The following is an 18,618-nucleotide window of genomic DNA, read 5'->3' as shown; positions in this document are numbered from 1 at the left end:
AGCATAACAATGAAACGATTAATCCTTGTTTTAAGTATTCTTTTTTTTGTGTCTTGCGATTACTTTGATAAAAAGAAAATCGACACTAAAACTATTGTTAATGACGAATTAAAATCCATTAATTGGAATGATGTTGATGAATATCCAACATTTTCTATTTGCGATTCTACTAACAACAAAAAAGAGTGTTTTCAAAATGTACTTCGCGACAGATTAAATGCTAAACTTTCCAACCAAAATATAGTGGTTACAGAAGACGTAAATGATACTATTTTACTACGTATTTATATAGATAGTGAAGGTGTTTTTTCAATAAAATCAATTGAATGTAGCGACATTACCAAGGCTCAAATTCCGCAGTTAGATAGCTTGTTACGCCATAGTTTCGATTCGTTACCAAAAATATTTCCAGCAATAAAACGCAGCCAGCAAGTAGCTACCGAATTTAGTTTGCCTGTAATTGTAAATATAAATTAAGTTAGTTGTCATTCCGCACTTGTTACGGAATCCACAATAAATAATACTTTAAAATCGTATTGCTAATTTCTGCATTAAGCGAAGTACTTCAATATAAAGCCAAACAAGAGTTACTAAAAGTCCCCAAGTTGCTAACCATTCTTTACTTTTTTCTGCAGTATTCTTGTGTTTTTCTATATAATCGAAATCTAAAAGCAATGCAAACGAAGCCACAATAGCAGAAACAGCTGTAAAAATAATAGCTAACCAAGATGTTCCCCATATAAAGGTTTTTATATCAAAAAAGGCTAAAATCCACGATATTAAATACACAACACCAATGGTTATTGATGCAGTTATAATAACGCTTCTTAACTTTTGAGTGACTTTAATAATTCTGGTTTGGTACAAGATGAGCATTACAAAAAAAGTAACTATAGTAACACCAATTGCCTGATAAGGCATATCTGGAAATTTGTCTTTTATAAAAGCAGAAAAAGCACCCAAAAAACAACCTTGAGCTATAGCGTAAAGAGGAACAATTACTGGAGCCCAATGGTTTTTATATGAAATAGCCACGCTTAAAATAATTGAAGCGATTATTCCACCAAGTGAATACCAAGTAACATCATATCCATCAGCATGAAGCCTCCAAATGCAAAAAGTAACAAAAGAAATAATTAGTATAGAGGTAAGAGATTTTATAAAAATTCCTGAAATAGTCATTTTTGAAGATGACTTGTTTTCACCATCCCAAAAATAGGATGTAAATGCAGGATTGGAAGATTTAAAATCTGATAAACCCATTATAAACTTAACTTATACCCTAAAGTAATATCAGTAGAAAAATTACCTTGATTATCTAAAAATGCAGCAAATAATTGATTGTAACCAATAAAAATATAGCTGTTATCTGTTATTTTAAAATCGGCTCCAATACCAAAAATAAAAGGAGCATCAAACGCAGTGTCAGATATGTTTTCAGTTACTAGCATATCATCTTCATCTAGATAACTTATGGTGGCTTTAGAGAAGTTTAAGGTGGCAAACCTAACGTCGCCATAAAACCCAAATTTTGATGTGTTTATAACTCTAAATCTGTAACCTAAAGATAATTCGGTTGTAGAGTATTGAAAATCATCATTATCAAAAGTATGTCTCAATTGCAAAAATCCAGAATGACGAGGCATTGTTTTTCCTTCTAAAATTTCTAATTCAACACCAAATACTGGAGTTTTTATATTATCATCATTACCAACAAAAGGACTGTTGCTAATACCTCCAAAAATTCCTAAACGTAAATCGACACTACTTTTAGTTACTTGAGAGTTGTAATTTAAATCTGTTAAGCCATTATACTTGTCAATAAAATTTCTTAAACTACCTAAAGTAAGATTAACTTTATGAGTTGATAAATCTGTGCCAGAAGTTATATTTTGTAAAGTGCTTTTATACTCTTCAAGATAATCGCCTGAGTCACTTTTAGTATTTTTTAGTTCTAGAATTGTGTTATCACTTGTTCTTACAAAATAACGATACTTACCATCAATAACATTCCAAAGTAAATCTAATTGACCATCAATTTCTGTTTTTAATTGAAGTGTCTCACCATTAACTGTATAGGTGTCTTGTGCAACAGCAGAAGTATAGCCTAATAGAAAACATAAAATTAAGAGTAATTTTTTCATTACGATTTAGGATTATAGTTAGGTAAATCTAACAAAAATAAATGATAAAAACACTATTTGGTATATGGTCTGCCTTTCCATTTGTAGGTTTTAAAAACAGAGATAAATACAATATAAACGCTAAATAATGGATATAAAAAAAAGCTTAATGGATAACTTTTTAGACTTTCTTTTTGATTAAAAAATAATGCAGTTTTAAATAGTAGCAAGGCATCAATTGCAAACTTGATAATTAAAATATAAAAGAACACCTTCCATTTAATAATGCCAATAAGTGTCATTAATCCAAAAACCATTAATCCACCATTCATTAGAAAAATTATAATCCCAACAAACTTTCCAAACCAGTTTTTATAAGCACTTGTTTTTGCTGCCCAACGCATACGTTGATGTTTTAGGATTTTCCACGTTCTTTCTGGTTGAGTAGTTACAATAGCATGCTCACATTTTAAATATCTAACTTTAGATTTGTGTTTTAAAACTGCTTTTTCAAGTAAAAAAATATCGTCACCACTAGCTATATCTGTATTACCATCAAAACCGTTTAGATCATTAAATAACGATTTTTTATAAGCTAAATTTGCGCCATTACACAAAAAAGGACGACTAATACCAAAACCACCAATTGTAGATCCTTGCAAACTTAAAATGTCTAGTAATTGAAAGCGTTCTAAAAAATTATCACTTTTAGAATAGGTTAAAGGCGCAACTATTAATTCGCAATCTTCTTGTTGAATAAATTCATCAAAACTATCAAGCCAAAATTTAGGCAACACACAATCAGCATCTGTAGTGATTATCCACTTATGTTTTGCTTTTAAAATTGCTGCAGTTATGGCATCCTTTTTAGGCGATTTGGTTTTGCGCTCATTTTTAATAATGCTAATAAGGGTTTCTTCAATTCTAACTTTTTTTGAAATTGTCTTGATAACTTCAACTGAATGATCATCAGACTCGTCATCAATAAAAATAATTTCAAATAGAGCTTTAGGGTAATTTAATTCTGAAATGGACTGCAATAACATTGGTAATTTTTCAGCTTCATTTCTAAATGGAATAACGACTGTAAACTTGGTTTTAGCAGGAATATCTTTTAATGCAAACCTTTTAATTTTATCAAAACCAACAATGAGGTATCCAATTAAAATTAAATATGCAATAGTGATAAGTACAGCAATTGTGGTCATTCAGTTTGTTCTTTTGGAAGGTTAAAATTAAGCACATAATAGCTGCCAAATACGCTTGGAAGCACAAAATTGAGCATCCACATTAAAGTAATAATACATAAAACTGTCAATTCATTAATTCCAATAATTGAAAATAAATAAACAGCTACACCACCTTTAATAACCACATCAAAAATAAATATTGAAGGAATAATAGATGATAGTAAATACATTGTTGTGATAACCATCATTGCATTTAAGTAGCTAATATCAACTCCAAAAACAAGAAGTAAATAATACATTTGAAATGAAAAAATTAAGTATCTCAAAATAGAAAACAAGGCTGCTTTTAGAATGATTGTTTTATTGATACTCTTAATAAATTCAATTATTTTTTTTATTGAAAAACCTTTAATTTCAAAGACTTTATGTTGTAAACTAAACACAAAAAATGCTCCAATCATGAGTATAAGTGTGAGCGCATATAATATTTTTTTAAAGTCTATTTCTAAATGGTAATGAGATACAAAGAAGAGTAATCCTATACTTCCAAAAACTACAGTAACACTCATTTGTAAAATATTACTAATCAAATTTAGAAGCATAACTTTTTTTCTTAATCCTGACAGATAGTAAATGGCTTTCGCACCATATTCACCTATTCGGTTTGGAGTAAATAATGAAGCCGTTAAAGCACCTAAACTTTGCTCAAGAGCATTTTTGAATGAAATTTTAGTAATTGAACTCACTAAAGTATGCCATTTTAAGATTTCAAAAAACCAGTTAAAAACGCTTAAAAACAACAATAAAAGAATGTTTTTTAGCGAAAAACCCTCTTTTTTGATTAAATAATCAATAAAAACACGAAAATCTAATGTTTCGTTTTCTATTAATTTTAAATAGATAAAATAAAAAGCGCCAACAACTATGCTTAATTTAATAAGCACAACAAAGAATTGTTTAGTTTTGTAGGACAGGCTATCTAACATCATCACAAATTAAACCAAATATTATCAATATGAAGTCAAAGTTTAAACAATATATAGTCATTATTTTAACGCTCAACTTTGGTTTAGTGTCATTTTCGCAGAGTGAAACTCAAAAGATAAAAGCCCAAATTGCAGTAGGTGTTAATAACCCTTCTTCTGGTGGATTTGTATCACCTTTTGAAGCAAAACCTGTTAATTTTCCAACAGTTAATTTAGGAATTCAATACATGTTTGCTGATCAATTTGGAGCAAAATTAGATTTTGGTTTTAATCGTTTTTCAAATGCAAATAACTCTCCAGAGTTTAAAATTAATTATAGTAGAGTTAATCTACAATTTGTGTATGATGCTAAAAAAACGCTCACCTTTTTACCAGAGCGTTTAGGAGTTGTTGGGCATGCAGGACCAGGTTATACCTTTGTAAAACCACTTGGAGACTATACTGATAACAATTTGTCGTTTTTTAATGTTATGGCAGGAATCGAATTTCATTATTATTTAAATGAACGTTTATCCTTAATTGCTGATACATCATATATATATGGGTTTGCTAAAGATTTTAATCCTGTTTCAGATGGATTAGGGTCTTTTAATGGAAACCTATTTACCCTAACCTTTGGAGTTTCTTTTTCTTTAAGTGGTTGTCAATATTGTTAATTAATGGCTAAAGAAAAAATAATATTAGGTATCGATCCAGGAACAACAATTATGGGTTTTGGGCTCATAAAAGTGGTTGGTAAATCTATGCAGTTTATGCAATTGAATGAGTTAGATTTAAAAAAATATGATGACCATTATCTTAAACTCAAACTTATTTTTGAACGTACTATAGAACTTATCGATACGCATCATCCAGATGAAATAGCTATTGAAGCACCTTTTTTTGGTAAAAATGTTCAGAGTATGCTAAAGCTAGGTCGAGCACAAGGTGTTGCAATGGCAGCAGGTTTAAGTAGAGAAGTCCCAATAACTGAATATTCGCCAAAGAAGATAAAAATGGCAATTACAGGAAATGGTAATGCAAGTAAAGAGCAAGTAGCAAAAATGCTGCAAAGCTTACTTGGACTTAAAACACTACCCAAAAATCTTGATGCTACAGATGGATTAGCAGCTGCTGTGTGTCATTTTTATAATGAAGGTAAAGTAGAGATTGGTAAAAGTTATACTGGTTGGGCTGCTTTTGTAAAGCAGAATGAAGATAGAGTTAAGAAATAATGTCAGGAATTTACATACATATTCCATTTTGCAAACAAGCTTGTCATTACTGTGATTTTCATTTTTCGACGTCATTAAAGAAAAAAGATGATTTACTAAATGCGTTGGTAAAAGAATTGGAGTTACGTAAAGATGAATTCAAAAACCAAATGGTTGAAACCATATATTTTGGTGGAGGTACACCAAGCTTATTAACTAAAGACGAAATTGAATTAATAATCAATTCTGTATATAAGAATTACAAAGTCGTTGAAAACCCAGAAATAACATTAGAAGCTAATCCAGATGATTTAAGTAAAGAACAAATCAGCTCACTGGCAAATACAGAAATTAATCGTTTAAGCATAGGTATCCAATCTTTTTTTGAAGACGATTTAAAACTGATGAATCGTGCACACAATGCAAAAGAAGCGAAACAATGTTTAGATGAAGCAACAAAGCATTTTCAGAACATTTCTGTCGATTTAATTTATGGTATTCCAGGATTGAGTAATGAGCGTTGGATTGAAAATATCGAAACTGTTTTATCATACAATATACCTCATATTTCCAGTTATGCATTAACAGTAGAGCCTAAAACAGCTCTAGAAACCTTTATAAAAAAAGGTGTCATAAAAAATGTTGATGATGATTTAGCACAAGAGCAATTTCATATCTTAATAGAGAAATTGGAAGCTGCTGGGTTTGTACATTATGAACTTTCTAATTTTGGAAAGCCAGAGTATTTTAGTAAAAATAATTCAGCTTATTGGCTCGGAAAACCATATTTAGGGATTGGACCTTCGGCTCATTCTTTTAATGGAAATGAGCGTGGTTGGAATGTGAGAAACAATTCAAAATATATCAAATCTTTAGAACAAAAAATAGTGCCAATTGAAACCGAAACACTCTCAATAACCGATAAGTATAACGAGTATGTAATGACAGGATTACGCACAGTTTGGGGAGTTTCGTTAGAAAAAGTGGAACAAGATTTTGGACAGCAGTACAAAAATTATCTTTTAGAACATTCTCAAAAACATATTAACGAACATTTGTTGTATCTTGATAACAACAAATTATTGGTCACTAAAAAAGGAAAATTTTTAAGCGATGGTATCGCATCAGACCTCTTTAAAATTAATTTATCTTGATTGCAACAATTCAATATAACTCTAAGAAATTACAAATAGATTTATCAAAACCGTTAGACATTTCTATTCCAATGCGAGCGTCTAAAACCAATGTAAATGCATGGTATTTAGAAGAACCAAAAATTGAACCAGTAAAAAGTGGCGATTGGATTGGTAGTGTTGAAAAAGGAGCAGATGTTAATTTCAACAACATTATGTTTAATCCTCATGCACATGGTACACATACTGAATGTGTTGGTCATATTACAAAAGAGGTACATTCTATCAATAAAAATTTAAAACAGTTTTTCTTTTTAGCTGAGGTTATTACAGTCGCGCCAGAAGTTATCAATGACGATTTTGTGATTTCAAAAACTCAAATTCAATTTGCCCTTGGCAATAAAAAAAGAGATGCTGTTGTGTTAAGAACCCTTCCCAATATGAAGGATAAAAAATCTAAACAATACTCAAATACTAATCCAACCTACCTTTTAGAGGAAGCCGCAGAATACTTAAAAAGCAAAAATATAAAGCACTTGTTAATAGATTTGCCGAGTGTAGATAAAGAAAAAGATGAAGGTAAATTACTAGCTCATAATGCGTTTTGGAATACTAAAGGAAAGTTGAGATTGGATGCTACAATTACAGAGTTTATTTATGTGCCTAACAAAGTAAAAGATGGTTGCTATGTATTAAATCTTCAAATTGCGCCTTTTGAAAATGATGCAACACCAAGCAAACCTGTTTTATATAAAATTTTGGAATGATAACAATTTCAACTGATAAAGAAAAGCTCCAAATCTATGTCATTCATCAGTTTTTGACTGAAACCTATTGGGCAAAAGGAAGAACGCTTGAAGAAGTTAAAAAAACGATTGAACATTGTTTGTGTTTTGGAATGTATTTAGATGGAAAACAAATAGGTTTCGCAAGATTGGCAACCGATTATACAGTATTTGCTTATTTGATGGATGTGTTTGTTTTACCAGAATATAGAGGTAAAGGCTATTCAAAGCAGTTGATGAAAGCAATAAATGAAGAGCCTCAATTACAATCGTGTAAGGTTTGGATGTTAAAAACTTCTGATGCTCACAAGTTGTACAAACAATTTGGTTACACAGAGCTTAAACATCCTGAAAAAGTAATGGAACGTTTATTATAATAACAATGAATATAGAACAACTTCGCGAATATTGTTTAAGCAAAAAAGCTGTTACTGAAGATTTTCCTTTTGATGAACACACACTAGTTTTTAAGGTTTTAGGAAAAATGTTTGCCTTGGTTGGTCTAGAAAAATGGGAAGTAGGTGACCGATTTATTAATCTAAAATGCGATCCTGAGTATGCAGAAGAACTTCGCGCACAATATGATAGTATTTATCCTGGTTACCACATGAGCAAAGTTCATTGGAATTCGGTTTCTCTAACGTCTGGAGAAATTTCTACAAAATTCCTTATAGAATTAATTGACCACTCATACGATATGGTTGTAAAAGGGATGCCTAAAAAACTTCGCGACCAAATATCTATGTAGTAAATAAGCTACAAATTATTGAAAATCAATTATTTGAATATTTTTTCGTAAATTTATACTTTACATTTATTTATCTCTCCACAGAAATGTAACAAAGACTTAATCTTATAAGTCCCAATTGAGTTGTTTGTATTGTCCCAAATTAAAGGTAGTAAGCTATTAATCAATTTATACTAACATTAATTTATTCAATTATGAAAACAACCAAAAAACTATTAATTGTAATGGCATTGTTTGCCTTACTATTTACGAATGCTACAGTAGCTCAAGATGCTGAAACACCTCAATACTATACGGTTACAACCATGCATTGGAACATGGAAAATCAAGATACTACTTGGGTAAAAACTGAAAAAGAATACCTTGAAAAGGTCACCAAAAAAAACCAATACATTATGGGAGCTGGCTTTTATTTACATCGTTGGAGCGATGATAATACCGAGTTAAAATATGTACAAGTTTTTAGTAGTTGGGAAAATATTGACAAGGCCTCTACTCGAAACGGTGAATTAGAAAAAGAAGCATGGCCAGATGAAAAAGTGAGAACAGCGTTCCTAAAAAGACAAAACGATTTTTACTCTGTAAACCATTCAGATGAAATTTATGCTGTTTTACCTGGTTCTAAACCCTTAAGTTCTGATTTAACTGAAGACAAAATTTTATATCTACAAAGACAACATTTTGCATTTCCAAAAGAAGGATCAAACAAAGAGTTTAACGAGTTAAATAAAGAATTTGTGGAAAACGTAATCCATAAAAATGAATACATAAAAGGCTACTATCCACATATGCATGCTTGGGGAGCAGATAGAACCGAATTTATGCACGCATATTTTTTAGATTCAATGAGCGATTTAGAAAAAATGGCAGAAAGAAATGGAGAATTAGTTAGAGCACATTGGAAAACTCCAGAGTCTCGCAAAGCTTTTTTTGAAAAATATAATAAGTACACAACAGGTGTTCATGGAGACCAAGTTTATACTGCCATTGCTGAGCTTCGTAAATAGCTAAGCAATAACTAATTAATATTAAAGGATGTCATTTGGCATCCTTTTTAGTTTGCTTCAAGTTTTAATTAAGTGTATCATTGCAAAATCAAAATTATCAACATGAGTGTACTTCAAATGCTTCAAGATAGAAGTAATAATCAATGCGAACTTTGTGCTTCTAAAAATAGCTTGTCACAATATACCATTCCACCATCATTAAATGAAAATGTGGCTAATGATGTATTGGTTTGTAAAACATGTCTGGATCAAATCGAAGGCAATACCGAAATGGATGTCAATCATTGGCGATGCCTAAATGATAGTATGTGGAGTGAGCATGTTGCTGTACAAATTATGGCTTGGCGTATGTTACAAAGATTACGAAATGAAGGTTGGCCAAAAGATTTATTAGATATGATGTATCTTGATGACGAAGCGTTAGCGCTAGCAAGAGCAACTGGCGAACATGAAGATGAATCAGCAAAAATCATCCATCGCGATGTTAATGGTGTTATTTTAGAAAATGGCGATTCTGTTGTCTTGATAAAAGACTTAAAAGTGAAAGGTTCTAGTATGGTTGCAAAACAAGGTACAGCTGTTAGAAACATTCGTTTAGATCATGAAAATGCTGAATATATTGAAGGTAAAGTTGATGGCCAGCAAATTGTTATCATTACTAAATACGTAAAGAAGACTTAAACTTTTTTCTAAATTCAGAAGGGTTTGCTTTCTTAAAAGCTTTAAACTGTCTGTTAAAATTAGATATATTATTGTAGCCAGAAAGTTCAGCAATCTCTGTTATTGAAAGTTCATTTTTTGATGCTAAAAGCTTACTTGCGTTTTCAACTCTCAATTCATTTAAAAACTGAACATAGGTTTTATTGGTACGCTTTTTAAAGTATTTGCAAAAGGCATTTTTGGTCATATTAGCGACTTCAGAAATGACGCTTAATGAAATGTCTTTTTCAAAGTTATTCATAGTATATTCAAATACATTTCGCATTCTGTTCCCTTCATTATCTGAATATTTTTTATCATAAATAAAGGAAGATAAACTTTTGTAATTCGCAACAGATGCGGTTTTAATAAGGTTTAGTAATATGATAAACCGATTAAATTTTGAAGCATTTTCAAGTTGAAAAAAAAACTCTTTCATTAGTTTTTGTTTTGAAAGCACTTTAAAGCCATGTTTAGAACGTTGAAAAAAATTCTCCAATGTTTTCAATTCTTCGAGTTGAAAAAAACTTTCGCCAAAGGAATATTTAGTAAAAAATAAAGTTAGCATATGTGAGTTTTTTGAGGCTTTTACATCACTTTTAAACACATGCGGAATATGGCTTCCGATAACCAAAATATCATTTTTAGAATAATAATTTACAGTATCGCCAACTATAAGTGTGCCTTCACCTTCAACAATAAAACTTAATTGAATTTCTTCATGCTGATGCAATTTATCATAAAATACCTCGTCTTTATCTACTTGAAATACAAAAGCATCCTGTTCAGGTTTTGGTATTTTAAAAGGTAATACTTTCATGTGGTACTAAAGTTTATACAGCTCTCAAAAATAATCAAATACTATTCAAAATAATTAAAATATACTTATTTATTGGATAATATAGTATCAATTAAGGATAACAACTAATAAATAAATACTGTCATCAAAAGCTATTTTTACTGTATCAAAAAATAAAATTTATGAGTATTCAATGGAAAGGCATTATGCCTGCAGTTACAACGAAGTTTACAGATAATGATGAGCTCGATTTAAAAACCTTCGAACTCAATATCAATGCGCAATTAGAAGCTGGAGTTCATGGTATTGTTCTTGGTGGAACATTAGGTGAAGCCAGCACATTACTTGATGAAGAAAAAAGACTTTTAACTACTGCAACAGTAGATATAGTAAAAGGTAAAGTGCCAGTACTTATCAATATTGCAGAACAAACTACAAAAGGAGCCATTTTAGCAGCACAAAAAGCTGAAGAAGATGGCGCCAAAGGATTGATGATGTTGCCACCAATGCGATACAAATCTGGAGATAGAGAAACTGTTGAGTATTTTAAAGCGGTTGCCAACAGTACTTCATTGCCAATTATGGTATATAACAATCCTGTAGATTATAAAGTTGAAGTCACTTTAAATATGTTTGACGAATTATTAAAGTGTAAAAACATTGAAGCAGTAAAAGAATCTACAAGAGATATATCTAACGTTACCAGAATTAAAAATCGTTTTGGTGACCGACTCAAAATTATGACAGGAGTAGATACCATTGCACTGGAGAGTTTACTAATGGGAGCTGATGGATGGATAGCTGGTTTAGTATGTGCTTTTCCAGCCGAAACAGTTGCTATTTACGAGCTTCAAAAAGCAGGACGTATCAAAGAAGCTATCGAAATCTATCGCTGGTTTTTACCGTTGTTAGAGTTAGATATAAACCCTAAATTAGTACAGAATATAAAACTGGCAGAAGTTTATACAGGAATTGGTACTGAAAATGTGAGAGCACCACGTTTGCCTTTGCATGGCGAAGAACGCAAACAAGTGATCAACATCATTGAGGATAGTTTAAAAAATAGACCAACATTGCCAGATTATAAAAATTTGTAATATAATTTGGGTGTTCCTTTACTGTCATCTCGAGCGGAGTCGAGAGACCAGTAAAGTCAGGCTTTTGGCACTCGCTTTTACCTTTTTTGTCATTCTGCACTTCAATGCGGAATCCAAAAAGCTAAAGAGCTCAAACAAAGCCTCAATCCTTAACACAAAAAAAATGTTAGAAATAAGACCAACATGCGAACATTGTAACAAATCATTACCTTTCAATTCACAAGAGGCAATGATTTGCACATTCGAGTGTACATTCTGTAAAGATTGCACTGAAAATGTTTTACAAAATGTGTGTCCAAATTGTGGTGGTGGATTTGAAAAACGTCCAACACGACCAGAAGCATTATTAATAAAATATCCAGTATCAACAAAAGTGATTCATAAACCTGTTGATATAGAGAAACACCTAGAAAGAATAAAAAGAAAATGATAACAGGAAAAAACTACATAGGGAATAATCAATCAGCTAAAGGAAGCAAGACATATAAAACATTTAATCCGCTATTAAATATTGAAAACGAAACTGTTTTTACAGAAGCAACTTCTGATGAAATTAATGAAGCTGTTGTATTAGCTTCAGAAGCTTTTAGAACATTTAGAACTATTTCAGGAAAGAAAAAAGCAGCTTTTTTAAATGCTATTGCTGATGAGATTTTAGCATTAGATGATGCATTAATTCAAACCTATTGTTCCGAAACTGGCTTGCCAGAAGGACGAGCAAAAGGAGAACGAGGAAGAACAATTGGTCAATTAAGAATGTTTGCCGATTTGGTAACCGAAGGGTCATGGGTTGAGGCAACCATTGATACAGCTCAACCAGAACGTCAACCAATGCCAAAATCTGATATACGTAAACTATTAGTACCACTTGGTCCAGTTGTGGTTTTTGGAGCAAGCAATTTCCCTTTGGCATATTCAACAGCTGGAGGCGATACAGCAGCAGCGTTTGCGGCAGGTTGTCCAGTGATTGTAAAGTCACATCCAATGCATGCAGGAACAGGAGAATTAGTAGCTTCAGCCATTGTAAAAGCAGCACAAAAAACAGGTATGCCAAATGGTGTGTTCTCAAATTTAAATTCAAGCGGAATTGAAGTAGGTTCTCAATTAGTAAAACATAAAGGAGTAAAAGCAGTTGGTTTTACAGGAAGTATAAAAGGAGGTCGAGCATTGTACGATTTGGCAGCACAACGAGAAGAACCAATTCCTGTATTCGCCGAAATGGGAAGTATCAACCCTGTTGTAATGCTTCCAAAAGCATTAAAAAACAGAAATGAATCTCTGGCAAAAACTTACGCAAGTTCAATCACTTTAGGAACAGGTCAGTTTTGTACAAATCCTGGTTTGTTATTAGGGATTAAAAGCGAAGACTTATCTGAATTCATTCAAAACTTATCTAATGAAATTCTAAAAATTGAACCATCAGTAATGCTGCATCCAAATATTATTGGAGCTTACGAAAACAACAAGAAAAAAGCAACGTCTCAACCTGAATTAAATGTTGTTGCAAGTTATGATGCTGAAGTAAAAACTAATTATGCTCGACAAACCATAACAACAGTTGAAGGCAAAACCTTTTTAGAAAATCCAACCTTGCATCAAGAGGTTTTTGGACCATATTCTATAGTTGTACAGTGTGAAAATGCTATACAATTAGAGCAAATAATATCAAAATTAGAAGGTCAATTAACAGGAACTTTAATAGCTGAAGAAGATGAAGCTGCACAATATCCAGAAGTAATTTCAGCATTGCAAAACAGAGTAGGACGCATTATTTTTAATGGCGTTCCTACAGGAGTTGAGGTTTGCCCTTCAATGACACATGGTGGACCATATCCAGCATCAACAGATAGTCGTTTTACAGCAGTTGGTATTCATTCAATAAAACGTTGGGTAAGACCATTTAGTTATCAAGATTGGCCAGATGAGTTGCTGCCAAATGAGCTTAAAAATGAAAATCCGTTACGGATTTCACGTCTAGTAAATAATAAACAAACAACAGATAAGATATGAGGTTTTTAAAGATAGTTTCAATTCTTTTATTGGTAGTAATTTTTGGTTGTAAGAATAAAGAAGATTTTAGCAAACCAAAATCACTTCAAAGTATCATTGAAACCTATCAAGACCATGAAGGTTATGACAGAAGTAAATACCCTTTAGGATTGTATACAAAAGAATATTACAAATCTGAAGCCGATTTTGCTCAAAATACTTTGGACGAATTATTAAAAATTGATAAAAGCAAATTAACCGAAACCGATAGAATTTCTGCGGATCTTCTGGCGTTTGTACTTCAAGACCAGATTGATTATTACAAATTCGAGCAGTATTTAAATCCATTATTATCTGATGCAGGATTTCATAATGATTTAACTTATCAAGTAAGACCTTTAGCAGACTATTTTCAGGTTAAAGAGTATTTAAAAATGCTCAATGCTGTTCCAGAATTTGTAAATCAAAATCTTGCCAATTTACGTGAAGGTTTAGAAAAAGGTATTTCACAACCTTTGGTTATTTTTAAAGGATATGAGTCAACTTATAATGATCATATTGTAGACCATTTTGAAGATAGTTTTTATTATTCGCCTTTTAAAAATTTACCATCAGATTTAAGTAATGCTCAAAAGGATTCAGTTTTAACAGCTGCAAAAATTGCCATTGAAACCAAAGTAACTCCAGAGTTTAAACGTATAAAGACTTTTTTTGAAACCGAATACTTTCCAAAAACAAGAACCACTTTAGGTGTTTCTGAAACGCCAAACGGGAATGATTTTTATCAAAATAGAATCAATTTCTACACAACAAGTACTCAATATTCTGCAGACGATATTCATAACATTGGCTTAAAGGAAGTTGCTCGTATAAAAGCTGAAATGGAGCAAATTATCAAAGATTTAAATTTTAAAGGCAGCTTTGCAGATTTCTTCCATTTTTTAAGAACAGACAAACAATTTTATGCAGAAACACCAGAACAATTGTTGATGATTGCTCGTGATATGGCAAAACGTGCTGATGCACAGTTGCCTCGTTTTTTCAAAACGTTACCTCGTAAACCTTATGGTGTGGCTCCAGTACCTGATGCAATTGCTCCCAAATATACAGGAGGACGTTATATTGGTACTTATAAAGAAAGTACAGATCCAGGTTATTATTGGGTAAATACATACGACTTACCAAGTAGAACCTTATATACGTTACCATCTTTAACAGTTCACGAAGCTGTTCCTGGGCATCATTTGCAAGGGAGTTTAAATAATGAACTTGGTGATAGTATTCCGCAGTTTAGAAAAAATCTATATCTATCTGCTTACGGAGAAGGTTGGGGATTATATTCTGAATTTTTAGCTGACGAAATGGGAATGTATACCACGCCATATGAGCAATTTGGCAAGCTAACTTACGAAATGTGGCGTGCTTGCAGATTAGTGGTTGATACAGGCATACATGCAAAGGGATGGACTAGAGAACAGGTAGTTGATTATATGTCTTCAAATACAGCATTGTCATTGCATGAAATTAATACTGAAACTGATCGCTATATTTCTTGGCCAGGACAAGCACTGTCTTATAAAATAGGAGAATTAAAAATTAGAGAATTACGCAAAAAAACTGAAAAGGAACTAGGCTCAAAATTTGATATTCGAGAGTTTCATGAAATTATTTTAGAGCAAGGCACAGTAACTTTAGCAATTTTAGAAATGCGCGTTAATAATTATATTAAAAATACAATTAGCGACTCTAAAAAGTAAATAGCATTCTTGATTGGTAAAATTATAAATAAAAAAAGGTGATAAGAAAACTCTTATCACCTTTTTGTTAGAATGTATTTAAATTAGTTTTTAATAATTTTTTTGTCTAGTATTCCATCTGTTGATGCTATTCTTAAGAAATAGATTCCAGAGTTTAAATCAGAAATGTTGCAATTTACTTCAGAGACAGTATTATAATTAATAGATTTAACTATTCTTCCGTTTAAATCTGTAATTGTAATACTTTCTATATTAGGAATATCACTCTTAATATTTAAAATATCCTTTACAGGATTTGGATACACATTAATTCTAGATTGTGAAAACTCTTCTGTTGATAAAGTTTGTGTTATTTGCACATCGTCTACGGCTAACACATATTGGTCAGCAGCAGAAAAACAATGAAACCCTAAATAATAAACTCCAGTTGTAGAAGGAGTAAATGTTAAGTTAGCTTGAGTCCAAACCTGAACAGTTGTAGAGTTATAAGTCTGCAATGTATTTGTTTGTGCGGCAACGGTTTTGTCTGTGCCCATAGTAACTTTAAAGTTTTCAGGATATGGAGTTCCATCAGCAGTTCTATACTTAAAATCTACATTGTACGAGGTTCCAGCAGTTAGATTTAAAGCCCTAGAAAATAACCAAGCATTAGCAGCGTTAGTTGAATTAAATGGGTAAGCAGCATAAGCTGTACCTTCAGCAGCTGCAGGAATTGCACCAGTTCCTGTTGCAGTATATAATCCCCAATTATTTCCAGTTCCAGCATTTAAAATACTCCAATCACCATTAGCTTCAAATCCATAAGAATAAGGAGGAGTTGCAGGTGCAAAAACAGTTGTAAAATTATATGGTCCATCCCAAATACTTTCATTTGGTGCAGTACAAAACTTTTTAATATAATAACTATAAGCAGTTCCAGAATTTAAACTAGGTATAGTATAAGGGCTTGAAATATTGTTAACAATTGTTCCATTGCCAACAGTAAATCCTTGTGTTCCATATTGAATTGAATAATTGGTTCCTGCTCCTGTCCAAGTTACATCAGCACCTGTTAGTGTTATATTAGATGTAGCAATATTTAAAGGAGATGCGCAAGCTACATTTTTGCCAAGTAATGTATGAGGTCTAAAGTTAGAAGTGCTTGTTAAAGTTGTTGGAATTGCAGTTGTGCTTTGTGCATTTTTTAAACCTGCGGTTAATGTATTACTACATAAAGCCACGTTTGCAGTTGTAGCAATTGGTCCAGCAGCATTTTGATAATCAAAAGCAACATAGATTGCTCCACCAGTATACGTAAATGGTGAGCCGCCAGAAAATGTATGAAACGCTTGTCCAGTTGTTGCAGGGATAGTAAATGTAGAATTACTAACCGTAGTCATTCCTGAAATTGCTGTTGACCAAGTTGTAGATTTTGTATTAGTTGCATCTGCTGTATTTTGCATATATACAATAAAGTTTCCAGTAGTAGCTAAGTTTTGAGCTGTTGAATAAAGAAAACCAATCGAGTTAATAACATCACCATTAACTAACCCTGAAGCAGTTGCTTCTGCACTGGTAATCAAATACACAGTTCTAATATAACGTTGCGTTCCTTGTGGAGCTCTTGATAGTCCGGATGTAGATCCATTGTTAGGTAAAGCAGTATAATACTGTGTTTCTTGAGCTAGAGAAACAAAACCCGCCAAAATAAAAGATAATAGTAATAGTTTTTTCATAAGTAACATAGTTTTAGAATATTAGGCAAATGTATTGAAAAAACTATTCTATAAAACATTCTTATATAAAATCATAATAAATTAATAAATAGCTAATATAAACATGCTTTTAATGAATAATCATTAAGAATAATGTTAATAATAAGTTAAAAACAAATATTAAAATCAATAAATTAACTCATGCTAAATGAAGCAATATTATCTTAAGCATTAGGTTTAGAATTAAAAAGATCTTTAGAAAGAAATATTATTGAATTTTTTTGTAGAAATTAAAATATTTGATGACTATAAATAAATTAAAATGAGTTAAAAAATTATAACTTTACACTTACTATAAAGCAGGTATGTTTATCATAAAATTTTTAAATAAAAAGTAATTATCTCAATGAGTCAAAACACCTTTGTTTGTATCGACGCACATACTTGCGGAAACCCTGTTAGAGTTGTAAAAGATGGTGGTCCTAAGCTAGTCGGAAATACTATGAGTGAGAAGCGTCAACACTTTTTAAATGAATACGATTGGATACGAAAAGGCTTAATGTTTGAACCTCGTGGGCATGATATGATGAGTGGCTCTATTTTATATCCACCTCACAATCCTGAAAATGATTTTGCCATTTTGTTTATTGAAACATCTGGATGTTTACCTATGTGTGGACATGGAACAATTGGAACAATTACAATTGCTATTGAAGAAGGATTAGTAATTCCAAAAATTCCTGGAAAAATAAAAATGGAGGCACCAGCAGGTTTAGTTGAAATTGAATATCAGCAAACAGGCACTAAAGTAGATTGGGTAAAATTAACCAATGTTAAAAGTTTTTTAGCTGCTGAAAATCTAACTGTTGAGTGCCCAGAATTAGGTGAAATTAGTTTTGATGTTGCTTATGGTGGGAACTATTATGCAATTGTAGATCCACAGCAAAACTTCTCAGGAGTACATAATTATTCAGCTTCTAAAATAATTCAGTTTTCACAAATTGTAAGACAGCGCATAAATGATAAATACCCAAATAAATTTATTCATCCAGAAAATGAAACCATAAAAGATGTAACACATATGCTTTGGACAGGTAACCCAATTGACCCATCATCACATGGTAGAAATGCAGTATTTTATGGAGATAAAGCTATAGATAGAAGCCCTTGCGGAACAGGAACTTCAGCAAGATTGGCACAATTACATGCTAAAGGAAAACTTAAGGTTGGTGAAGACTTTATACACGAGAGTTTTATAGGAAGTAAATTTATTGGAAGAGTTGAAAAGGAAACCGTTTTAGGTGGGAAATTAGCTATTATACCTAGTGTAAAAGGTTGGGCAAAAATTTATGGACATAATACCATAACAATAGATACTGATGATGATCCTTATGCTTTCGGATTTCAAGTGATATAAT

20 protein-coding genes are annotated in these 18,618 nt (G+C 31.7%); 14 read left to right on the top strand and 6 right to left on the bottom strand.

Annotated features, from left to right (window positions below; all coding sequences use genetic code 11):
* Positions 1–9: 9 nt before the first annotated feature.
* Positions 10–477 (top strand): hypothetical protein, encoded by a 468-nt coding sequence (locus tag IEW41_RS05215; protein ID WP_188605240.1) that lies wholly within the window; start codon positions 10–12, stop codon positions 475–477.
* A 48-nt stretch (positions 478–525) separates the two neighbouring features.
* Here the strand turns inward: IEW41_RS05215 and IEW41_RS05210 are convergent, their stop codons facing one another.
* Genes IEW41_RS05210 through IEW41_RS05195 form a run of 4 tightly spaced genes read right to left on the bottom strand, consistent with a single transcriptional unit; the run spans position 526 to position 4,299 of the window.
* On the bottom strand, positions 526–1,263 hold the full coding sequence (locus tag IEW41_RS05210) for a Bax inhibitor-1/YccA family protein (protein WP_188605239.1): 738 nt from the start codon (positions 1,261–1,263) through the stop codon (positions 526–528).
* Positions 1,263–2,144, bottom strand: coding sequence for an outer membrane beta-barrel protein (locus tag IEW41_RS05205; RefSeq protein WP_188605238.1), 882 nt, complete (start codon positions 2,142–2,144; stop codon positions 1,263–1,265). The genes IEW41_RS05210 and IEW41_RS05205 overlap by 1 nt, the downstream gene beginning before the upstream one ends.
* 53 nt (positions 2,145–2,197) lie before the next feature.
* Positions 2,198–3,331 (bottom strand): glycosyltransferase, encoded by a 1,134-nt coding sequence (locus tag IEW41_RS05200; RefSeq protein WP_188605237.1) that lies wholly within the window; start codon positions 3,329–3,331, stop codon positions 2,198–2,200.
* Entirely contained in the window at positions 3,328–4,299 is a 972-nt protein-coding gene (locus IEW41_RS05195; protein WP_188605600.1) for a lysylphosphatidylglycerol synthase domain-containing protein, read from the bottom strand. The genes IEW41_RS05200 and IEW41_RS05195 overlap by 4 nt, the downstream gene beginning before the upstream one ends.
* Positions 4,300–4,328: 29 nt before the next feature.
* Between IEW41_RS05195 and IEW41_RS05190 the strand changes: the two genes are divergently transcribed.
* The 8 genes from IEW41_RS05190 (at position 4,329) to IEW41_RS05155 (ending at position 9,846) form a co-directional block, all read left to right on the top strand.
* A complete protein-coding gene (locus IEW41_RS05190; protein ID WP_188605236.1) occupies positions 4,329–4,955 on the top strand; it encodes an outer membrane beta-barrel protein in 627 nt (208 codons plus the stop codon).
* A gap of 3 nt (positions 4,956–4,958) precedes the next feature.
* Positions 4,959–5,513: a crossover junction endodeoxyribonuclease RuvC gene (gene ruvC / locus IEW41_RS05185; protein WP_188605235.1), complete on the top strand. Its 555-nt coding sequence runs from the start codon at positions 4,959–4,961 to the stop codon at positions 5,511–5,513.
* Positions 5,513–6,646: a radical SAM family heme chaperone HemW gene (hemW, locus tag IEW41_RS05180; RefSeq protein WP_188605234.1), complete on the top strand. Its 1,134-nt coding sequence runs from the start codon at positions 5,513–5,515 to the stop codon at positions 6,644–6,646. The genes ruvC and hemW overlap by 1 nt, the downstream gene beginning before the upstream one ends.
* Positions 6,643–7,392: a cyclase family protein gene (locus tag IEW41_RS05175; protein WP_188605233.1), complete on the top strand. Its 750-nt coding sequence runs from the start codon at positions 6,643–6,645 to the stop codon at positions 7,390–7,392. Before hemW ends, IEW41_RS05175 begins: the two co-directional genes overlap by 4 nt.
* Positions 7,389–7,787, top strand: coding sequence for a GNAT family N-acetyltransferase (locus tag IEW41_RS05170; protein WP_188605232.1), 399 nt, complete (start codon positions 7,389–7,391; stop codon positions 7,785–7,787). The genes IEW41_RS05175 and IEW41_RS05170 overlap by 4 nt, the downstream gene beginning before the upstream one ends.
* A 5-nt stretch (positions 7,788–7,792) precedes the next feature.
* Positions 7,793–8,158 (top strand): MmcQ/YjbR family DNA-binding protein, encoded by a 366-nt coding sequence (locus IEW41_RS05165; RefSeq protein WP_188605231.1) that lies wholly within the window; start codon positions 7,793–7,795, stop codon positions 8,156–8,158.
* A 194-nt stretch (positions 8,159–8,352) separates the two neighbouring features.
* The gene (locus IEW41_RS05160) at positions 8,353–9,165 is read left to right on the top strand and encodes a hypothetical protein (protein WP_188605230.1); all 813 of its coding nucleotides are present in this window, start codon (positions 8,353–8,355) and stop codon (positions 9,163–9,165) included.
* Positions 9,166–9,267: 102 nt separating this feature from the next.
* Positions 9,268–9,846, top strand: a complete 579-nt coding sequence (locus IEW41_RS05155) for a PhnA domain-containing protein (protein WP_188605229.1) — start codon at positions 9,268–9,270, stop codon at positions 9,844–9,846.
* Here the strand turns inward: IEW41_RS05155 and IEW41_RS05150 are convergent.
* Complete coding sequence (locus IEW41_RS05150; protein ID WP_188605228.1) at positions 9,824–10,684, bottom strand: AraC family transcriptional regulator; 861 nt, start codon at positions 10,682–10,684, stop codon at positions 9,824–9,826. The genes IEW41_RS05155 and IEW41_RS05150 overlap by 23 nt on opposite strands.
* Before the next feature lie 161 nt (positions 10,685–10,845).
* Here IEW41_RS05150 and IEW41_RS05145 point away from each other — a divergent pair, with 161 nt between their 5' ends.
* From IEW41_RS05145 to IEW41_RS05130, 4 genes are all read left to right on the top strand, one after another.
* Positions 10,846–11,760, top strand: a complete 915-nt coding sequence (locus IEW41_RS05145; RefSeq protein ID WP_188605227.1) for a dihydrodipicolinate synthase family protein — start codon at positions 10,846–10,848, stop codon at positions 11,758–11,760.
* A gap of 163 nt (positions 11,761–11,923) precedes the next feature.
* Positions 11,924–12,190, top strand: coding sequence for a DUF1272 domain-containing protein (locus tag IEW41_RS05140; RefSeq protein ID WP_188605226.1), 267 nt, complete (start codon positions 11,924–11,926; stop codon positions 12,188–12,190).
* Entirely contained in the window at positions 12,187–13,770 is a 1,584-nt protein-coding gene (locus IEW41_RS05135) for an aldehyde dehydrogenase (NADP(+)) (protein ID WP_188605225.1), read from the top strand. Before IEW41_RS05140 ends, IEW41_RS05135 begins: the two co-directional genes overlap by 4 nt.
* Positions 13,767–15,506, top strand: coding sequence for a DUF885 domain-containing protein (locus IEW41_RS05130; protein WP_188605224.1), 1,740 nt, complete (start codon positions 13,767–13,769; stop codon positions 15,504–15,506). The genes IEW41_RS05135 and IEW41_RS05130 overlap by 4 nt, the downstream gene beginning before the upstream one ends.
* Positions 15,507–15,589: 83 nt before the next feature.
* Here IEW41_RS05130 and IEW41_RS05125 read toward each other — a convergent pair whose 3' ends face one another.
* The gene (locus tag IEW41_RS05125) at positions 15,590–17,221 is read right to left on the bottom strand and encodes a T9SS-dependent choice-of-anchor J family protein (protein WP_188605223.1); all 1,632 of its coding nucleotides are present in this window, start codon (positions 17,219–17,221) and stop codon (positions 15,590–15,592) included.
* Between the two features lie 385 nt (positions 17,222–17,606).
* On the opposite strand from IEW41_RS05125, the gene IEW41_RS05120 reads away from it, so the two are divergent.
* Positions 17,607–18,617, top strand: a complete 1,011-nt coding sequence (locus IEW41_RS05120) for a 4-hydroxyproline epimerase (protein ID WP_188605222.1) — start codon at positions 17,607–17,609, stop codon at positions 18,615–18,617.
* The last annotated feature ends 1 nt before the right edge of the window (position 18,618 follow it).

The organism is Aquaticitalea lipolytica, assembly GCF_014641635.1.
Taxonomy (GTDB): Bacteria; Bacteroidota; Bacteroidia; order Flavobacteriales; family Flavobacteriaceae; genus Aquaticitalea; species Aquaticitalea lipolytica.
The sequence above is the reverse complement of the archived record's forward strand: the minus strand, read 5'-3'. Positions and strand labels throughout refer to the sequence as shown.

Coding starts and splice junctions, on each gene's coding strand:
- ruvC (WP_188605235.1), top strand. CDS start 4,959: ATGGCTAAAGAAAAAATAATATTAGGTATCGATCCAGGAACAACAATT.
- IEW41_RS05200 (WP_188605237.1), bottom strand. CDS start 3,331: ATGACCACAATTGCTGTACTTATCACTATTGCATATTTAATTTTAATT.
- IEW41_RS05120 (WP_188605222.1), top strand. CDS start 17,607: ATGAGTCAAAACACCTTTGTTTGTATCGACGCACATACTTGCGGAAAC.
- IEW41_RS05215 (WP_188605240.1), top strand. CDS start 10: ATGAAACGATTAATCCTTGTTTTAAGTATTCTTTTTTTTGTGTCTTGC.
- IEW41_RS05150 (WP_188605228.1), bottom strand. CDS start 10,684: ATGAAAGTATTACCTTTTAAAATACCAAAACCTGAACAGGATGCTTTT.
- IEW41_RS05210 (WP_188605239.1), bottom strand. CDS start 1,263: ATGGGTTTATCAGATTTTAAATCTTCCAATCCTGCATTTACATCCTAT.
- hemW (WP_188605234.1), top strand. CDS start 5,513: ATGTCAGGAATTTACATACATATTCCATTTTGCAAACAAGCTTGTCAT.
- IEW41_RS05205 (WP_188605238.1), bottom strand. CDS start 2,144: ATGAAAAAATTACTCTTAATTTTATGTTTTCTATTAGGCTATACTTCT.
- IEW41_RS05170 (WP_188605232.1), top strand. CDS start 7,389: ATGATAACAATTTCAACTGATAAAGAAAAGCTCCAAATCTATGTCATT.
- IEW41_RS05130 (WP_188605224.1), top strand. CDS start 13,767: ATGAGGTTTTTAAAGATAGTTTCAATTCTTTTATTGGTAGTAATTTTT.
- IEW41_RS05155 (WP_188605229.1), top strand. CDS start 9,268: ATGAGTGTACTTCAAATGCTTCAAGATAGAAGTAATAATCAATGCGAA.
- IEW41_RS05145 (WP_188605227.1), top strand. CDS start 10,846: ATGAGTATTCAATGGAAAGGCATTATGCCTGCAGTTACAACGAAGTTT.
- IEW41_RS05160 (WP_188605230.1), top strand. CDS start 8,353: ATGAAAACAACCAAAAAACTATTAATTGTAATGGCATTGTTTGCCTTA.
- IEW41_RS05165 (WP_188605231.1), top strand. CDS start 7,793: ATGAATATAGAACAACTTCGCGAATATTGTTTAAGCAAAAAAGCTGTT.
- IEW41_RS05140 (WP_188605226.1), top strand. CDS start 11,924: ATGTTAGAAATAAGACCAACATGCGAACATTGTAACAAATCATTACCT.
- IEW41_RS05190 (WP_188605236.1), top strand. CDS start 4,329: ATGAAGTCAAAGTTTAAACAATATATAGTCATTATTTTAACGCTCAAC.
- IEW41_RS05135 (WP_188605225.1), top strand. CDS start 12,187: ATGATAACAGGAAAAAACTACATAGGGAATAATCAATCAGCTAAAGGA.
- IEW41_RS05195 (WP_188605600.1), bottom strand. CDS start 4,299: ATGTTAGATAGCCTGTCCTACAAAACTAAACAATTCTTTGTTGTGCTT.
- IEW41_RS05125 (WP_188605223.1), bottom strand. CDS start 17,221: ATGAAAAAACTATTACTATTATCTTTTATTTTGGCGGGTTTTGTTTCT.